Source organism: Povalibacter uvarum, assembly GCF_014202975.1.
In the GTDB taxonomy this organism is placed as follows: domain Bacteria; phylum Pseudomonadota; class Gammaproteobacteria; order Steroidobacterales; family Steroidobacteraceae; genus Steroidobacter; species Steroidobacter uvarum.
Map to the genome: position 1 here is coordinate 895,458 of NZ_JACHHZ010000002.1, position 17,634 is coordinate 913,091.

Here is a 17,634-nt window from a genome sequence, read left to right on the forward strand (position 1 = left end):
ATGCGCGCCCTCCTTTCCACCATTCCGGTCGTGTGCTTCCTCGCACTGCCCCTCGCAAGTCTCGCGCAATCCATCGACTACGACCCGCGCCGTCCCGATGAGCTCAAGTCATGCGACGACCATGAGTACCGCGGCCGCGAAGGTGATGCACAGGAATGCTACACGCGCGTGCTCAACGGCCCGTACACAGCCGTTACCCGTGCAGAGGCGGCATGGCGGCTTGGCGATCTGCAGCGGGCGAATCGATTGTTCCGCGATGCTGTCCGAGGCAATCAGCGATTGATTCATGCACGCGTGCGCTGGGCGCGACTCTTTGTCGAAACGCATCAGTACGCCGATGCGCAAACGCTGCTTCGCGAAGCGCTCGAGCTTTCTCCCAGCGACGTGTACGGACGCCTGGCGCTTGCCCATCTTTACGCCGAACGCTTCGATGGTCAGGCGAAAGCAATCGTCGAGCAGGTCCTGGGCGAAGACGATCGCAACTACGAGGCTCACTTGCTGGCAGCCCGCATGCTCCTCGAAGAGGGCCAGCTCGACGAGGCAGATGCATCGCTCGACCGCGCAGCGAAGAGCACACCGGACGGACTACCGCCGCTGGAGTTGTACTCCGCTCGTGCCACGCTCGATCTCGCCCGCGGACGCGACAGCGCGACGATGGTGAAGAACACTTGGGTAACGCGCGCACTCAACTACAACCCGCGCTACGGTATGGTCTTCGACGATCTCGCGCATTTCGAAGTCATGCGCCGCCGGTATCGCGAGGCGACGCCGCTGCTGCGCAAGGCGATCGAAGTCCAGCCCGATCTCTGGTCAGCGCATGCCGACCTCGGCGCCAACCTGCTGCGTCAGGGCCAGATCGAGGAGGCGCGACAGCATCTGCAGACCGCGTACAGCGGCGATCCGTACAGCCCGACGATCGTCAATACACTGCGCCTGCTGGATCGCGTCGATGAAGTGGACGTGTCGTCGAACAAGTTCACGCTGCCGGCAAGCGGCGAGACGGCCTCGACGGATGTCGAGATCCTGCTGCGATTGAATCGCAAGGAAGCCGGGGCGCTGCATCCCTATGTGCTCGAGCTCGCGCGCGACAGCGTCATCACATTCTCGCGTCGCTACGGCTATCGGCCGACCGAGCCGCTCACCGTCGAGCTCTACCCGAATCACGATGACTTCGCGGTTCGCGTTGCGGCGCTCCCGGGCATCGGACTGCTCGGCGTCACCTTCGGACCGCTTGTCGTGATGGACAGCCCATCCGGCCGTGCGAGCGGCGATTTTCACTGGGGCACGACGCTGTGGCACGAGATGGCGCACGTGTTCACGCTGTCGATGACGGACAACCGGGTACCCCGCTGGTTGAGCGAAGGTGTTTCCGTCTTCGAGGAATGGCGGACCGGACCGGTGCCCGGTGTCGTTGTGCCGCCGGAGGCGATCGCTGCGCTGCGCGCGAAGAAATTCCTGTCCGTTGCCGATCTCGACTCCGGTTTCATCCGGCCGCAGTACCCCGACCAGGTCCAGGTTTCCTATATGCAGGCAGGGCTCATCTGCCTGTTCATCGAACAGCGCTGGGGGTTCGAGCAGTTGCCCGTACTGTTGCGGCAGTTCAATCGCGAGATCTCCACGAAGGATGCGATCGAGGCAACGTTCAAGGTGCCGGTGAAGGAGTTCGACGAGCAGTTCGATGCCTTCGTCCGCCAGCGCTACTCGACGGCGCTCGCCCGTTTCGACGAGTGGCAGCGCGCGGCGACGCTTGCACGCAAATCGGTCGAAGGCGAGCAATGGCAGGCTGTCATCGATTCAGCGCGCACAGCCATCGCGATCTTCCCGGAGGATATTGCCTCCGACAGCCCCTATCTGCTGCTCGCGAAGTCGCTCGACAAGACAGGCCAGCGTGAGCAGGCCATCGATGCGCTCACCCGCTATCGCCAGGCCGGTGGCTGGGATCCCCATGCGCTACGCCAGCTCGCTGAGTGGCTCGAGGCAGCCGGGCAATCGATGGCTGCAACGGAAGCACTCGCTGCGGTGAACTACGGTGATCCGCTCAACTCGCAGCAGCACCTGAAGCTCGGCGAGCAGTGGCTCGAGGCTGGCCGCGCTGAAGATTCGTTGCGTGAATTCGAAGTGCTGCTCGCGCTCGACGCACACGATCCGGCGACAGCCCATTTCGGAATGGCCCGGGCTTTCCGGGCACAAGGCGATCTCCAGGCGAGTCGGCGCCATCTGCTCGACGCCCTGGAAACCGCACCCCACTACAAGCCCGCGCAGTCCTTGCTGCTGCAGATGATCGAGGAGCGACAGGAATGAAATTGTCGACGCACGAATCCCCTCCGCAAGGCTCGCCTGGCGAACTGCAACCGGATGCCGCCGCGCTGGTGGGAACGTTTCACGAACGACTCGCCGCGATCCGCACCGAGGTCCGCAAAGTGATCGTCGGACAGGACGAAGTCGTCGAGCACCTGCTGCTGACACTGTTGATCGGAGGTCATTGTCTGATCACCGGCATGCCGGGCACCGCAAAGACGCTGCTCGTGCGCACGCTCGCTGAAGCGCTCGGACTCACGTTCAAGCGTGTGCAGTTCACGCCGGATCTCATGCCGACGGACATCACCGGTACCGACATCATCGAGGAGGACATCACGACTGGCCATCGGCGCTGGACGTTCGTGCCGGGTCCGCTGTTCACGAACGTGCTGCTCGCGGACGAGATCAACCGCACGCCGCCCAAGACACAGGCCGCGCTGCTGGAAGCGATGCAGGAGCACTCGGTGACTGTGCGCGGCACGACGCATTTACTGACACCGCCGTTCTTCGTGCTCGCGACCCAGAACCCGATCGAGCTGGAAGGAACGTATCCGCTGCCCGAGGCGCAACTCGATCGCTTCGTGTTCAACGTGCTGCTCGATTACCTCGCCGTCGAGGATGAAGTGGAAGTCGTCGATCGCAACACGACCCGCATGAAACCGCCGCCCATCCAGGCGTGCACCAATGCGGAGGAGATCATCAGCTTCCAGTGGCTGGTGCGGCAGGTTCCGGTGTCTTCGCAGATCACACGTCGTGCCGTCGAAATGATTCGGGCGACGCGCCCCGCCGAGTCGAATGCTCCGGAGAGCGTGCGTCGGTACGTTCGCTACGGCGCCAGCGTGCGTGCGACGCAGTTTCTGTGTCTCGCAGCGAAGGCGCGCGCATTGATGCAGAACCGCTATCACGTCACCGAAGACGACCTGCGGGTCCTCGCGCTGCCCGTGCTGCGCCATCGTGTGCTCACCAACTACCAGGCGGAGTCAGACGGCAGGAGCGTGGACGACGTCCTGAAGGAAGTGATCGCCCGATGAGTGCTGCGTCCCATCTCCTGCCGCCCGCCACGCTCGCGAGTCTTGCGAATCTCGAGCTGATCGCGCGCACCGCGGTGCACGGGTTCCTGATGGGATTGCATCGTTCACCGCAGTTCGGCTTCAGCCAGGAATTTCGGGAATACCGCGCCTACACCGAAGGCGACGATCCGCGATTCGTCGACTGGAATGTCTATGCGCGCACTGATCGCACGTACATCCGGCGTTATGAAGGCGAAACGAACACGCGATTGATGATTCTCCTCGACGCAAGCGCATCGATGGGATACGCCTCGCGACCGGGCGACGTCAGCAAGCTGCAGTACGCGAAGTACATCGCCGCCGCACTCGCTTACCTGGCTTCACGGCAGCACGACCCGGTCGGTCTCATCGTGTTCGATGAGAAGCTGCGGCAGGTCCGGCCCGCGACGAGCCGCAGCGGCAACCTGCAAACCATCATCCACACGATCGACGCTGTCACTCCGGGCGGCGGGACGGATCTCGAGGCCAGCTTCCAGACCTTCCGCGAGCATCTCTCGCGCCGCAGCCTCATCGCGCTCATCTCGGATCTCTACTGCGAACCTGCCGCAATGATGCGTGCGGTGCAGCCGCTCACCAGCCAGGGGCATGACGTGATGGTCCTGCAGGTGCTCGACCCCCAGGAGATCATGCCTCGATGGCAGGAATCCGTGCTGCTCGAGGATGTCGAGACCCGCGCCAGCCTGAATGTGTCGCCCGAGTTCCTGGAGCGTCGCTATCAACAGCGTCTGCAGGCGCATCTCGATGGATTGCGTTCGACGGCTGCCAGCGTCGGTGCGAGCTACGCCCTCCTGCCGAGTGATCAGCCGCTCAACGATGCACTGCGCCGTTACTTGCTCTTTCGCCAACGTCGTCACTGAACCCCGATGTTCCTCGCGCCCGCATTTCTCGCCGGATTGCTCGCCATAGCGCTGCCGCTGTGGCTGCACCGCGTCGCGCGCGCGAATCCGACGAGACACCCATTCGCATCCCTGATGCTCCTGGAAGCAAGCGAGACACAACGAACCGCGAAGCGTACGTTGCGCTACTGGTTGCTGCTTGCGTTGCGAATCCTGTTGCTCGTGTTGCTGGCGTTGGCGTTCGCAGGCCCGCTGGTGTCACCGCGCGCAGTGCCCGTAGTGAATCCGGATGCGCGACTGCATGCGATCGTGATGGATACGTCGTTGTCGATGCGGCACGGCGAGCGCTGGCAGCGTGCGATCGACGTGGCGGGCAGCGTCATCGACGCAGCGAAGCCCGGCGATCAGTTGTTGCTCGTGGAAGCCGGTGGGCGTCGCATCGATGTCGTGCACAACGCCGTGCCGGTGGGCGAGAGCGACAAAGTCCGCATGGCGCTACGGACGATTCAGCCGGGCGTCGATCGTCTCGACTACGGCTTGCTGATGTCGACTGCGTCCGGGTGGCTCGGCACGACACGCCTGCCGGTCGAGCTGCACCTGATCTCGGATCTGCAGCAATCAGCGGGCCCGTTGAGATTCGCCGATCTCGAGCCGCCGGCCGGCACGAAGCCCGTTTTCCATGACATCGGTGAGCCGAACGCGGCCAACACCTACATAGACGGCATCGAGCGGCCCGCCGCCGAGACGCTGGCCGTGAACGTGAAGACGAGCGCGACCAGCATCCAGCGCCGCGAAGCCGTCCTCTTCGTCGATGGCAGCGAAGTCGCCCGCCGTTCATTCCAGATCGGACCCGCGGTGACGGCAGCGAGCATGCACGAAGGTGAAGGCAATCCACCGCCGGATCTGCTTTCACAGTCGACGCAGTCCCAGGATCTGGCGCTGGCGAGCGCGCAGGTGCAACTCCCGCTGCCGCCGCCGACGCCCAGCGTGCGGCGGATGGAAGTGCGGCTGGAGCCGCAGGATGCATTGCCGCAGGACGATCGCCACTACGCGATTCTTCAGCATGCCGATCCGCGTGTCCTGGTGCTGTCGCGCAATCGGGAAGCAGATGATGCCGTGTATGCAGCGGCGGCCATCGGTTCGCTCACGACGCCGCGCCTCGTGACCGAGCAGCGCAACACGCAGGAAGTCGAGAATCGGGGTTTGCAGAATTACGCGGCGGTCGTCGTGACCGACGTGAATGCGTTGAGCAGTGCGGCGAACACGAGGATCACCGACTACGTGCGCGCAGGCGGCGCTGCGCTTGTCATGCTGGGGCCCGGGGCGGCAGAACGCAGCGTGGGCTTGCTGGCCGACCTGCCCGTCCGCAACGTGGTTACTCAGCCGACACGAGTCGCACAAGTCGATACGAGCCACCCCGCGCTGCGGCAGGCGGAGGGCTGGCAGGACATTCACTTTTTGCGTCACCTGCAGATCACGCCGGCTGCAAGCGACAAGGTGCTGATCGAACTTCAGGACGGCGAGCCGCTGCTGATCGAACGCGCCCTGGGGGCTGGCCGCCTGCTCGTGCTGGCGACGCCGCTGGCTCGTGACTGGAACGACTTCGCAACGCATCCCCTGTTCGTCAACTTCATGTCACAGGCAACGACCTGGCTGACGGGTGCCGGTGCATCGACCACGAGCTCGCGTGTCGGCGCCGTCGTCCCAACCGGATTGACCGCGACGCATGGCGGGCAGATATTCGATCCAGAAGGCCGGCGCGTGCTGAATCTCAATGACACCGCGAGCGCCGACCGGTTGATTCCCACGCTCGCGGGGTTTTACGAGATCCGCAGCGACGGCGGTGTCAGGTGGCTCGCAGTGAATACCGACATTCGCGAATCAAATCTGGCGCGCATGAGCGAGGCGAGCTTACAACGCTGGCAGAGCATGCAGCGCGCGGCGCCCATACCGGTGAGCCCTGAAAGCGAGGCCCCGGTTGAGGCCCCGCGAATCGCGATCGGCTACTGGGTGCTGCTGCTTTTCGCTTTGTTGTTCGTCGCAGAGATCCTTTATGGGAATCACGCGCTCGCCGTCCGGCGTGAGGTGCCCCGATGAGCGCTCGCGAACGACTCGAGCAATATCTCCAGCAACTGCAGCGCCGGATTCGCGCACACATATATGTGCGAGCTGGTGCGGTGATTGCGGGTGTCGCACTGGTGATCGTGCTGGCGACTGTGTGGCTGCTTCACCGGGACGGGTTTGCTGGGCAGTGGGCTTCCATCGGCCGTGTGCTTCTTGCACTGACCGTCATCCTGGTGAGCGCAACGCTGATCGCGATTCCGCTGCATCGGCTGCGACGTGGGAACGGAGCGCGCGAACTGGAGCGGTGGTTGCCAGAACAAGGTGGGCGCATCGAGACGTATCTCGACGCACGCCAGCGCGAGCAAAGTGGTCAGGTGTCACCGTTGGCGGAGTTGCTGGCCAGTGATGCGCTTGCAAAGGATCGCGCGACACCGGTACGAGAAGTCATTCCCGCTTCTCGCCTCTATGCGGCATCAGCGGCCATCGTGGCGGCCGTCGCCATTCTGGGATTCCTGTTGCTCGCAGGTCCGACGTTCTGGGGCTACGGCAGCCGGTATCTGCTGCTCGGCGCCGAACTGCCGCGCGAAGCGGTGCCCGTCCGGCAGATCGACGTGAAGCCGGGCGATGTGACCGTCCGGCGCAACAGCGACCTGACGATTCGCGCAGACGTTCGCGGATTCTCGCCGCAAAGCGCCCAGGTCTTTGTGCGCTTCGCCGACCAGCAGGAGTGGGAACGCGCACCCATGCAGGTCGTCGGCGATGGCGAGAAGTCGCACTGGGAATTCAGGTTGTTCGCGCTGCGCGGACCGCTGCAGTACTACGTCTCCGCCGATGACGGTCGCAACGCCGAGCGCAGCGCCGATCACAACGTCGCCGTCGTCGATCTGCCGAAGATCGAGCGCGTGAAGCTGACTTATCGCTATCCCGAGTGGACCGATCTGCCGGCGCGGACCGAGGACGTGGTGCGTGACATTCGCGCGGTCACGGACACAGAAGTGCAGGTCGAAGTATTCGCCGACGCGCCGCTGCAGGCACCCGCGCTGGTCGTCGACGGCACGCTCGTCGAGATGGAGCCGACGAAGACTGGCGGTACCGGCACGATCGCAGTCGCCCGCCCCGGCAACTATCACGTCAGTTCGCGCGTCGCCGAGGAGCAGGTTGCTCTCACAGACGAGTACCGGATCGACATCGTGAGCGACGAGAAGCCGACCATCGAGATCCGCAAGCCAGGTCGCGACTGGCGTGCAACCAACATCGAAGAAGTGCCGGTCGCCGTGCAGGCCCAGGATGATTTCCGTCTGCAGCAGGTCGAACTGCGCTACTCGGTGAATGGCGGGAAGGAACAGTCGCGCCGCGTTGCATCCGGCTCGAAGCAGGCAGACGTGGAGTCGCTGCTGCGGATGGAGGAGCTCGGGCCGTCGGCATCCGGTGGAGAATCACAACTGCTGGCACCGGGCGATCTCGTTTCCTATTACGCGGTGGCCAAGGATCGCAAGCAGATCGTCGAAACCGATCTGTTCGTTGTGCAGGTGCAGCCGTTCGAGCGTCGCTTCCGTGAAGGACAGGGCGGCGGTGGAGGCGGTGGCGACGACGCGGCGGGTGAGCAGGGCGCGATCTCCGAACGGCAACGGGAAATCCTGCTCGCAACCTGGAATACGCAGCGCTCCGCCCGCACGAACTCGCGATCGCGCGCGCAGCTCGAGGACAGCGCGAAAATGCTCGCGGAGTTGCAACTCAAGCTGGCCACTCAGGCGCGCACACTGTCGGAACGAACACGGGCGCGCGCATCGATCGATCAGGACCCCCTCATCCGGCAGTTCGTCGAGAGTCTCGAAGCCGCCGTAAAGGCGATGGAGCCGGCGGCGAAGCACCTGACCGATTTCGAGCTCGAATCCGCGATTCCGGCCGAGCAGCAGGCGCTGCAGCAACTTCTTCGCGCGGAAACGGCATTCCGCGACGTGCAGGTCGCGATGCAGCGCGATCAATCGGGCGGCGGCGGGCAGCAGGCGGAACGCAACTTCACGGAGATGTTCGAGCTCGAAATGGATGTCGACAAGAATCACTACGAGACGCAGTCACAGCTTTCGCAGCGCAACGAGCGCGAGGAACTGGACGACGCCTTGCGCAAGCTCAAAGAGCTCGCCGAGCGGCAGGAACGGCTGGCGCAGCAGGCAAATCGTGCGGCGCAGTCTCGCGAACAGCGCTGGCAACAGGAGCAGTTACGACGTGAAGCAGAGGATCTGCGGCGGCGACTGGAGGAACTGACGCGCTCTCAGAACTCACAACAGTCGGCGCGCAACAGCGAGAGCACTTCGGCTCAGGAACAGTCAGAGACGGGACAGTCGCAAACGAGCCAGTCGCAAACCGGCCAGTCCCAGAACGGCCAGTCCCAGAACGGCCAGTCGGGATCGACCTCTTCAGCCGCGCTGCAGTCGATGCGCGAGGCGCTCGATGAAATGCGCGCTGCCAATCGCGACTCCGATCCGCGCTCCGCCCAGGAAGCCAGTCGCAATCTGCGGCGGGCACTCGACCAGTTGGAGCAGCAGCCGCGAGGCGATTCGATGGCGGACGAAGTCGATCGGCTGGCGGATCGCGCGCAGAAGCTCGTCGGCGAGCAGCGATCGGTCGAGGCGGAGCTGTACGACGCGCTCGGCGATGCGATGGGATCGGCGCGTCAACGCGGGCAACTGCAGCCTGCACGGTCGCAACGGCTGGTCGAACGCAAACAGCAGATGGCCGACGAGGTGAACGACATCCAGCGTGAGATGCGCGAGGCATTGAACGATCACAGCGGGCGCAATCCCCAGTCGGCCAAGCGTCTGGGCGATACCCTCGGCGAGCTCGAAGGCGCCAACCTGGTTCACCGGCTCGAGCGCAGCGCTGCGGAGATTCGCTACGGTAGGGCGCGCGATGCAGCGCCCCGCGAGGGATTGATTGCCGAGGCATTGGAGACGCTCGAACGCGATCTGCGTGTGATCTCTCGCGTCGCCGCGAACGAAGCGCAAGGACAACAGCAGGCGGCGGATCCACAGCAACTGCTCGCTGAGCTAGGCGACCTGCGTCGCGCACTTCGCGACGCGGAATCGCAGCGGGGCAATAGCAGCGCTCAGCAGAATGGTGCTCAACAAGGCAGCCAGGGCGATGCAAACGGTCAGAGCGGAGAATCGTCGGGCGGCCAGGGCAACGGCACCGATCGAACACGCAATGGCCTGAGCGCCTGGGATCCGTCGAACACACGGCAAGGTACGAGCGGCACCAACACACCCACACTCGAAACGGGCGCTGGCCAGTTCCGGTCGCGGGAAGCAGCAGAAATCGGGCAGCGCATCGAGGCAATGGCGAATCAGCCGGGCCTCGCGCTGCCGCAGGATGAGATCAGCGCACTGCGACGCATGGCTCGCGAAGCAAGGGGCTTGAATGGCCGATCGCTGGGCGCGCAACTGGATGCGCTGTCGAAACTCGTGGATCGACTCGAGCTAGCGACGCTCGCATCGATCGAGAAATCGCGCAATGCACCATCGGCGCATACGTCGGCATCGATTCCGGACGACGCAGAGTATCGGGAAGCAGTCGCGGAGTATTACCGGCGCGTCGGCGGAAACTGCACGAACGCAGAGGGTGCGCGGCCGTGTTGAGACCGCAGGTGCGAAAAGTCGCCGGCTACCTTTCGGTCCTGCTGGTTGCGGCGCTCGCCGCGGCCGATACGGATCTTCCCGGCGATGGCGGCCGCTCCGGCGAAACCCCTGATCTCTCGAAGCTCAATTTCGTCCGGGCGATCTACAACAGCGAAGGCGGCATGGGCGAGGCGTACTACGTCTATGACGGCCGCTTCTGGGCGCGCTGGGAAACGGACTTTCCCGAGGGCGACGACAACTTCAGCCGTCGACTTTCCACCCTGACCCGCATCGACGTGAACCCCAAGGCGGCGAGCCGCCTGCTCACCGCGCCGGACCTGGGCGACTTCCCGATGCTGTACATGTCCGACCCCGGCTACATGATCCTCTCGCGGCAGGAGATCGAAGCGTTCGCGCGCTATCTCGCCAACGGCGGTTTCGTGTGGGTCGATGATTTCTGGGGCGATGCCGAATGGCAGCAGTTCGCCACGGTGATGCGTGAAGTGCTCCCCGGCCGCGAATGGCGTGTGCTGACTCCGGAGCATCCGATCTTCCACACCGTCTTCGACCTGAAGGAAATGCCGCAGATTCCAGCCCTGCCCTTCGCGAGTCCGGGCGGCGACACCGCAGAACCCGCAGGCGCCCACAAGTACCCCGCTGGTTCTCTCCGCGATCCCCAGATGCGCGCCTGGGTCGACGATGATGGCCGCCTCATGGTCGTTGCCACGCACAACACCGACATCGGCGACGGATGGGAACGCGAAGCCTACGGCGAGTGGTACTTCGAAACTTTCTCCACGCGCTCCTACATGATGGGGGTGAATGTGGTGACGTATGCGATGACGCATTGAGAGGCCGCGAGCTGTGAGCTGGTAGCCAGAGGGGCTCCGCTTCTCCTATTCTGGCTCGCCGCTCACAGCTCGTCGCTCATCGCCTCCCCTCATGTCCGTCGTCAGCCTTCGCAAATACAAACAAAAACGTGCCGAGGGCAAGACGCTCTGCACTTCGGGGTTTCACAAGTGGGAACTGCTGAACGAGCGCCGCTTCGACGTGAAGCAGGGGAAGCTCGTCAGCACCGAGCGGTGCAAGCGTTGTGGAGTGGAAAGGACTAAGCAGACGTAGGGGAAGCCAGCTAGTCGGCTAGCGAGCTAGCCGCCAGCCCCAGGCCAATTTGCTGCAGCCGCTTTTTGTCTCTGGCCAATGGCCAGCCGGCTATTCTGGCTAGCTGGCCGGCATCATGTGATCCGCTTCCCGTTTAGACAGGTTTAGAGTTCATTCAGGTGCGCGGATGTAAGAGAGTGGCGTCTGGTCGGGAATAACAAGATTTCAGGAACCGTCAGGAGAACGGAATGATCATCGGATTGAATCGCACGGCCCGGGTATCGATGACCTGCCTGGCCCTCATGACTCTGGCTGCTTGCGGCGGGCAGAGCGACAGCCAGAGAGACGGCGGCAGCAACGGGGGCGGCAACGGGACGGTGTCCTATACGGCCGGCATTTTTCAGCCCTACAAGGGATTGGCCAACCGGTGCACGACGGCAGCCGAGGAGAACAACTGGCTGCGCTCCTGGATCAACGACACCTACCTCTGGTACCGCGAGGTGCCGGACCTGAATCCGAATTCGTACTCCGATCCGCTCGACTATTTCGACCGGCTGAGGACCGCGGAGACGACACCGTCAGGAGCAGACAAGGACAAGTTCCATTTCTGGTATCCCACGGACGAGTGGGAACGCCTGTCTCAATCGGGCATATCGGCGGGCTACGGCGCGCAGTTCGCGTTGCTGGCGGCGACCCCGCCCCGTGACGTTCGCGTGGCCTACGTCGATCCGGGAACCCCGGCCGCGAACGCCGGCCTGCAGCGCGGCGATATGATCATTGCGATCGACGGCGCGGATGCGATCAACGGCAACACGGACGCGATCGTCGATACCCTCAATGCCGGCCTGTTCCCCGAGGGCACCGGCGAGACCCATCAGATCCGGTTGCGCAGCAACGACGGTAGCGAGCGCACGGTGTCGCTGACCTCCGCGAACGTCACGTCGACCCCCGTGCAGAATGTGAAAGTCATCGACCAGGGCGTGCGTGTCGGTTACCTCCTGTTCAACGATCACATCGCGACGGCGGAGCAGCAGCTCATCACTGCGATCAATACGCTGAATTCAGGCGCGGGCGTCGATGAGCTCGTGCTCGACATCCGCTACAACGGCGGTGGCTACCTCTACATCGCCAGCGAGCTTGCGTACATGATCGCGGGTTCGTCGCGGACGAGCGGCCAGACGTTCGAGCGCCTTACGTTCAACGACAAGTATCCGAACAACGATGCGGTGACGGGCCAGGCGCTGCAGCCCATCCCGTTCTTCTCGACCTCCGACAGCAACGCTCCGCTTCCCTCGCTGAACCTCAACCGCGTGTTCGTGCTGACAGGCGCGGGAACCTGCTCGGCCAGCGAATCGATCATGAACGGCCTTCGGGGCGTCGGTGTCGAGGTCATCCAGATTGGCGGGACGACGTGCGGCAAGCCGTATGGCTTCTACGCCACCGACAACTGCGACACGACGTACTTCGCGATTCAGTTCAAAGGCGTGAACGATGCGGGATTCGGTGACTACACCGATGGCTTCTCTCCGCAGAACACCGTGACGGCGCCCGGCACGACGATTCCAGGATGCTCGGTGCGCGACGACTTCATGCGTCAGCTGGGTGATCCGACGGAAGGTCGTCTTGCCGCGGCGCTTGGCTACATCGGCGGCGGAATGTGCCCAGCACCTCCCAGCGGACCTGTCGGTGTGACAAAGCAGGGAATGCCAGGCGCTGATGCCGACGCCGTGCTGCTGCGATCGCCGCTGCGTGAGAATCGTATTCTCGGCCGTCCCGGCGCATGAAGCGGATCGCCGCGATCGGCGCAGCTCTGATCGTGACCGCGTGTGCGCAGTCGCCCTCGAAGGCGGATGCGCCCGCGGTCATTGTCGAAGCATCGGCGCAGAGTCGCGCTGAGTTGCTATCGACGGTGCAAAAGGCCCTCGGTGTCAGCTCGATCACGCTCGCCGACGACGCCCTGACCCAATCGAGCACGCTCTTTGTCGAGCGTGCATCCGATGCAGGCGGCCGTCCCCTCGACGGCCGCAATCTGGGTCGGCCTGAGCGGTTCGATCTCATCAAGTCCGCCGACCACTGCGTGCTCATTTACGAGCGCACAGGCGAGCGCCACGAACTGACGAGCACGCGTTGCCACCCGACGGGCTGATTGCCGGCCGCCGCCGGAACTCCCGCTTTCCCTATTGAGTTGTCATTGCTTCAGGCAGCGAGGGACAGGGCATGGCCTCCAGAAGCAAAGCCGGCGCGAAAGCCACCAGCAACGGATGGAAGACCTGCAGTCGCGGGCACAAGTATCGCGGCGCGGGGCCTTGTCCCGTCTGCTGGCCCGGCGGCGCGAGGAAGAGAAGCCCCAAGACCTGACCAGCCGATACCTTCCCGGTCCGGGATCGCCATGAGTGCTACTCTGCGCGCAGACTTCGCGCGGCGGCGATCATCCGGAGAGATATTGTGGGAATCGGATTCTGGCTGAAGCGACTGGTGCTGTCGTTCGTCGTCGCGTTTGCAATCCTGGTCGCCGCGCAGTTGCTCAAAGGTGCTTCATCCAACGCAGCGATCTCGCACGGCTTGTTGTGGGGAGTACTCACGGCCGCGGTCTTCACCGGGTCGGGCTACATTCGCTATCGCCGCAATCCAGCATGCATGGTGCCGGCGGCCGGACGAAAGCAAGGCGGCGAATCAGATCAGTCGTCGGATCGGTAGCAACTCATGTCGACTCTGGAGCGCGCCATTGCCATCGCCGCCGCGGCACACGCGGGCCAGCTCGACAAGTCCGGCCAGCCCTACATCCTTCATCCGATCCGGGTCATGCTGCCACCCGGCGAATCGAGGCTGGACGCGGCGAAGCGAGCGGCGGCGAATCCGATCGCCCGCACGGTGAAGCTCGCCGACAACTCAGAGAACATGGATCTGTCGAGGATCGCGAATCCGACGCAGAAGGATCATGAGCGGCTCGAAGAGTACAAGCGCGTTCGCGAAGTTCTTCTGGCTCCATGAGCGGCGCCGCCGTTCGAATCCGGGATGAGATCCGCGCCGACCAGGCGGCGATCGAAACAGTCACGGAAGCAGCGTTCAGGAACGCACCGCATGCCGGTCACACCGAGCAATTCATCGTCAACGCACTCCGCGCCGCGGGCAAGCTCTCCCTCTCCCTCGTCGCGGAGATCGATGATGAGATCGTCGGGCACGTCGCGGTTTCGCCGGTCTCCATTTCCGACGGCACGCCGAGCTGGTTCGGGCTGGGGCCGATTTCGGTGGTGCCCCGGCATCAAGGCCACGGCATTGGCTCGTCGCTCATGAACGAAGCACTTCGCCGGCTTCGTGAGTCCGGTGCTTCCGGCTGCGTACTCGTCGGCAATCCAGCCTACTACCGTCGCTTTGGGTTCCGCGCCGAACCGAACCTCGTCTATCCCGGCTTGCCACCCGAGTACTTTCAGGCGATCGCGTTCACCTCGGCGCTGCCGCGCGGCACGGTGTCGTACCACGAGGCATTCGGCGCCACGAGTTGAAGGCCAAAGCACAAGCCGCGAGCTCCCGTCATGATCACGAAACTGAACGCCGCCGGCTTCCGGCTCGCCGCTCATCGCTCACCGCTCGTTATCAGCTGATACTTCACCACATACAGATCCATGCCGCGCGATCCAGGACGCTGCGCGGAAAACGTAAATCGACCCTGCCCTGACCAGTCGAGCATCGGGCCATACGTATCCTTGTCAGGCATGTTGATGCTCGGCGGCAGAAGGCGACCGACGTCGTATCGTCCATCGCGCAGCGTGGCGACGAACAGGTCGACGCGATCGGTGCGGAAATCCCCCGCGCGAGCGAAGACGAGTGTGCGTCCGTCGGCGAGCAGCGTCGCGTCGAATTCATCGCCGCCCGTGTTGATCTCGCCGGGCAGACGTTCGGCGACTTCGAATCGATCGCTGCGATGACGTGAGCGGAAGAGATCCTGCCGGCCGGCACCGCCCGCACGGTCACTCGAGAAGATCAGCGTCGAACTGTCGGCGGACAGCATCGGCGCGAACTCGTTGCCGTTGCTGTTCACCTCCGGGCCGAGATGTTCGACCGCACCGAACCCGTTATGCGTGAAGCGCACTCGGTACACATCATCGCCACCGTGGCCGCCGGCGCGATCGGAACAGAAGTAGACGAACGCGCCGTCCGCGGAGAACGCCGGATCGAAGTCGCGCCCCGGAGAATTGAAGGGCACGGGTGTCGCCGTCGACCAATGATCGTTCGATCGGTGGGAGATCCAGATGTCGTAGCCACCAGCTCCGCCGGGCCTGTCACGACTGAACCACAGAGCGGTGCGGCCGTCCGGGCTCAAGGTCAGTCGCACTTCGGAGTACTGCGTCGACGCGATGTCCGGCGCGAATGCTTCGGCGTCGCCGACGATCTCGAGCGTTGCGGCATTCGCCGACGCGGATGCGATGAGGGTGATTCCCGCAAGAAGCAGGGAACGAGTACGTGCCATGGATTTTCCTGTTGCTATGGATGGACACCCGCTTTCGCGGGTGAGGATCAGCGCGTGTAGTCGCTCACCCAGTTCGTTTCCCATGTGACACCGCCGTCGACGGAGCCCGATTGCTCCCAGCGCGCGGAGTGTGAAGTGTGCGTCCACAGGACGCGGGTCTGAACGCGGCGGCCCTGTGACATCTCTTCGCCCATGAACGTGCCGACGCCGTTGGAGAATCCGCCACGCACGGGAGAACCGATCACCGAAGGATTGCGGCCGTCGAGCCACCAGCTCGACCACTGCCTGCTCGCAGCGTCGAACGTGCGGAAGCCGATGCCCCGAACCGTTCCGCTCGGAAATTCCATGGCGTTGTCACCCACGTTGGCGTGGCCTCCGAGCACGGGCCAGTTCACGAATGTGCCGTCGCAGGTTTCCCATTCGCCGCTGTTCGCGAATCGCTGCTTCAGCTTGCGATGCCGGACTTTCCAGCGCCCCACGAGAAAATCGAAATCCTTCGGCGCATCGGCGAGCGACGGCAACGGCGTCGGTGTCGACGCTGTGCGCGTGAAGTAGTTGCGCCAGTTCACTTCCCACGTTGCGCCTTCATCGGTCGAGAATGCCTGCTCCCACCACGGACGGGAACTATGAATGTCCTGCCAGCGAAAACGCATCACGATCGGACGGCCCTTGAGCACATCCCGACCGAGAAACGTGCCGTGGTCGCCTTCGAAGCCGCCGACGACCGGCACATCGATGCTCGTCGGGTCGCGCCCGTCGATCCACCAGATCGACCACTTGCCGGTTGCGGGATCGAACGCGCGCAAGGTCACTCCGCGATATGTGCCGCCCGGCAACTCGACGATGTTGTCGTCGATCGTCCCCAGGCCATTCAACGTCAGCCACAGCGCGCTCTTGCCGCCGAACTCTTCCCACTCGTTGCTGCCGACGAGTCGATCTTTCAGTCGACGATGGAAGACGTCCCAGTTCCCGACCAGCCATCGCCAGTCGCGTGAGTGATCGACCGGGCCCGCGAACACGGGGATTCCGATCGCAAGCGCGCTGCCAGCGAGCGTCGCGCGTGTAATGAAATGACGACGGGTGAGGCAGGCAGGCGATTCGTGCTGCATGAAAAATCCATGGCGGGTGAAGGTGCCGCGATGATCGCGTTGCTGCCGGCGTTGACCATTCGAAGATCGGCCGGCAGGCTAAGGCCGACTTATGGTCAGCGATCGACGCTTTCCTTCCCTGGCATCCATCCGCGCCTTCGAGGCGGCGGCTCGCCTGGGCAGCTTCGCCAAGGCAGCCGAAGAGCTCGACACCACGGCGGCGTCGGTGAGCTATCACGTTCGCCAGCTCGAGAAGCAGGTGGGTGTCCCGCTGTTCGTGCGGCATCCCAACCAGGTCGTCCTCACGGAGTCCGGCGAGATTGTGGCGCGCGAGGCGATGAACGCATTCGCGGCACTCCGCGCCAGCTTCATCCGCGCAGTCGACGCGGACGAATCGCGTCTCTCGTTGACGACATTGCCCACGCTCGGCACGAGCTGGCTGACGCCGAAACTCGGCCGCTTTCGCACCAGGCATCCCGCCATCCTGCTTGGACTCGACGTGTCAGCTGTTCCGGAGGATCTGACGGCCGGTCGTTTCGACGCGGCGATCCGCAACGGTCACGGACGCTGGCCCGGGCTGCATGCAGTCGAGCTGCTGCCCAGCATTTTCATGCCGCTTTGCACCCCGGCGCTCAAGGAAGCCGCAAGGCTCATCGCCGACGCGCCTGAGCAAGTGCAGGTGCCGCTGCTGGGCCGGCCGGATTGGTGGACGATGTGGTATCGGGCGCTGGGCAAGGCGGATGCGATTCCGGCCGAGCGCTTCGGGACCCAGCTTGCCGCGGAGCATCTCGATATCGCGGCGGCCATCGCCGGTCATGGGATCGCGATCGGCTCCCCGATCCTTTTTCATCACGAGCTTGCTTCCGGACGGCTGGTGCCCGCGCATGACTTCGTCGCGAGCGACGGGCGCGCCTTCTGGTTCTGTTACCCCGCCGCCCGGCACAGCAGCCGCAAGATCACGCTGTTCCGCGACTGGCTGGGCGAGGAAGCTTCAAACGACCGCAACACTGCCCGCGCCTTCATTCGTGCCGCTGTCGCCGTTCAGCCTTGAGACAGCCTGCGTCGGTATGATCTGATCCGTCCGGGGCGGATGGG

At 64.0% G+C, this 17,634-nt stretch carries 14 protein-coding genes; 12 read left to right on the top strand and 2 right to left on the bottom strand.

The features are described from left to right. The 11 genes from HNQ60_RS10230 (at window position 1) to HNQ60_RS10280 (ending at window position 14,486) form a co-directional block, all read left to right on the top strand. Entirely contained in the window at window positions 1-2,301 is a 2,301-nt protein-coding gene (locus HNQ60_RS10230) for a tetratricopeptide repeat protein (RefSeq protein ID WP_184331299.1), read from the top strand. Beyond that, entirely contained in the window at window positions 2,298-3,329 is a 1,032-nt protein-coding gene (locus tag HNQ60_RS10235) for an AAA family ATPase (protein ID WP_184331301.1), read from the top strand. The genes HNQ60_RS10230 and HNQ60_RS10235 overlap by 4 nt, the downstream gene beginning before the upstream one ends. Beyond that, a complete protein-coding gene (locus tag HNQ60_RS10240; RefSeq protein WP_184331303.1) occupies window positions 3,326-4,225 on the top strand; it encodes a DUF58 domain-containing protein in 900 nt (299 codons plus the stop codon). Before HNQ60_RS10235 ends, HNQ60_RS10240 begins: the two co-directional genes overlap by 4 nt. 6 nt (window positions 4,226-4,231) lie before the next feature. Next, a complete protein-coding gene (locus HNQ60_RS10245; protein ID WP_184331305.1) occupies window positions 4,232-6,301 on the top strand; it encodes a vWA domain-containing protein in 2,070 nt (689 codons plus the stop codon). Beyond that, window positions 6,298-9,903 carry a coiled-coil domain-containing protein gene (locus tag HNQ60_RS10250; RefSeq protein WP_184331307.1) on the top strand — a complete coding sequence of 1,202 codons (3,606 nt, stop codon included), beginning with the start codon at window positions 6,298-6,300 and terminating at the stop codon, window positions 9,901-9,903. The genes HNQ60_RS10245 and HNQ60_RS10250 overlap by 4 nt, the downstream gene beginning before the upstream one ends. Window positions 9,904-9,911: 8 nt before the next feature. Then, entirely contained in the window at window positions 9,912-10,733 is an 822-nt protein-coding gene (locus HNQ60_RS10255; RefSeq protein WP_184331309.1) for a DUF4159 domain-containing protein, read from the top strand. 498 nt (window positions 10,734-11,231) lie between these two features. After that, window positions 11,232-12,767 carry a S41 family peptidase gene (locus tag HNQ60_RS10260; RefSeq protein ID WP_184331311.1) on the top strand — a complete coding sequence of 512 codons (1,536 nt, stop codon included), beginning with the start codon at window positions 11,232-11,234 and terminating at the stop codon, window positions 12,765-12,767. Beyond that, window positions 12,764-13,129, top strand: coding sequence for a hypothetical protein (locus HNQ60_RS10265; RefSeq protein WP_184331313.1), 366 nt, complete (start codon window positions 12,764-12,766; stop codon window positions 13,127-13,129). The genes HNQ60_RS10260 and HNQ60_RS10265 overlap by 4 nt, the downstream gene beginning before the upstream one ends. A 299-nt stretch (window positions 13,130-13,428) precedes the next feature. Continuing rightward, a complete protein-coding gene (locus HNQ60_RS10270; protein WP_184331315.1) occupies window positions 13,429-13,680 on the top strand; it encodes a hypothetical protein in 252 nt (83 codons plus the stop codon). Window positions 13,681-13,686: 6 nt separating this feature from the next. Beyond that, window positions 13,687-13,974 (top strand): hypothetical protein, encoded by a 288-nt coding sequence (locus tag HNQ60_RS10275; protein WP_184331317.1) that lies wholly within the window; start codon window positions 13,687-13,689, stop codon window positions 13,972-13,974. Further along, the gene (locus tag HNQ60_RS10280) at window positions 13,971-14,486 is read left to right on the top strand and encodes a GNAT family N-acetyltransferase (protein ID WP_184331318.1); all 516 of its coding nucleotides are present in this window, start codon (window positions 13,971-13,973) and stop codon (window positions 14,484-14,486) included. Before HNQ60_RS10275 ends, HNQ60_RS10280 begins: the two co-directional genes overlap by 4 nt. A 71-nt stretch (window positions 14,487-14,557) precedes the next feature. Here the strand turns inward: HNQ60_RS10280 and HNQ60_RS10285 are convergent, their stop codons facing one another. Beyond that, window positions 14,558-15,451, bottom strand: coding sequence for a TolB family protein (locus HNQ60_RS10285; RefSeq protein WP_184331320.1), 894 nt, complete (start codon window positions 15,449-15,451; stop codon window positions 14,558-14,560). Between the two features lie 47 nt (window positions 15,452-15,498). Next, window positions 15,499-16,560 carry a twin-arginine translocation signal domain-containing protein gene (locus HNQ60_RS10290; protein WP_184331322.1) on the bottom strand — a complete coding sequence of 354 codons (1,062 nt, stop codon included), beginning with the start codon at window positions 16,558-16,560 and terminating at the stop codon, window positions 15,499-15,501. Between the two features lie 91 nt (window positions 16,561-16,651). Here HNQ60_RS10290 and HNQ60_RS10295 point away from each other — a divergent pair, with 91 nt between their 5' ends. After that, window positions 16,652-17,590 carry a LysR substrate-binding domain-containing protein gene (locus HNQ60_RS10295; protein ID WP_184331324.1) on the top strand — a complete coding sequence of 313 codons (939 nt, stop codon included), beginning with the start codon at window positions 16,652-16,654 and terminating at the stop codon, window positions 17,588-17,590. Window positions 17,591-17,634 lie beyond the last annotated feature (44 nt).

Coding starts and splice junctions, on each gene's coding strand:
- HNQ60_RS10275 (WP_184331317.1), top strand. CDS start 13,687: ATGTCGACTCTGGAGCGCGCCATTGCCATCGCCGCCGCGGCACACGCG.
- HNQ60_RS10235 (WP_184331301.1), top strand. CDS start 2,298: ATGAAATTGTCGACGCACGAATCCCCTCCGCAAGGCTCGCCTGGCGAA.
- HNQ60_RS10265 (WP_184331313.1), top strand. CDS start 12,764: ATGAAGCGGATCGCCGCGATCGGCGCAGCTCTGATCGTGACCGCGTGT.
- HNQ60_RS10295 (WP_184331324.1), top strand. CDS start 16,652: ATGGTCAGCGATCGACGCTTTCCTTCCCTGGCATCCATCCGCGCCTTC.
- HNQ60_RS10285 (WP_184331320.1), bottom strand. CDS start 15,451: ATGGCACGTACTCGTTCCCTGCTTCTTGCGGGAATCACCCTCATCGCA.
- HNQ60_RS10250 (WP_184331307.1), top strand. CDS start 6,298: ATGAGCGCTCGCGAACGACTCGAGCAATATCTCCAGCAACTGCAGCGC.
- HNQ60_RS10240 (WP_184331303.1), top strand. CDS start 3,326: ATGAGTGCTGCGTCCCATCTCCTGCCGCCCGCCACGCTCGCGAGTCTT.
- HNQ60_RS10260 (WP_184331311.1), top strand. CDS start 11,232: ATGATCATCGGATTGAATCGCACGGCCCGGGTATCGATGACCTGCCTG.
- HNQ60_RS10290 (WP_184331322.1), bottom strand. CDS start 16,560: ATGCAGCACGAATCGCCTGCCTGCCTCACCCGTCGTCATTTCATTACA.
- HNQ60_RS10245 (WP_184331305.1), top strand. CDS start 4,232: ATGTTCCTCGCGCCCGCATTTCTCGCCGGATTGCTCGCCATAGCGCTG.
- HNQ60_RS10280 (WP_184331318.1), top strand. CDS start 13,971: ATGAGCGGCGCCGCCGTTCGAATCCGGGATGAGATCCGCGCCGACCAG.
- HNQ60_RS10230 (WP_184331299.1), top strand. CDS start 1: ATGCGCGCCCTCCTTTCCACCATTCCGGTCGTGTGCTTCCTCGCACTG.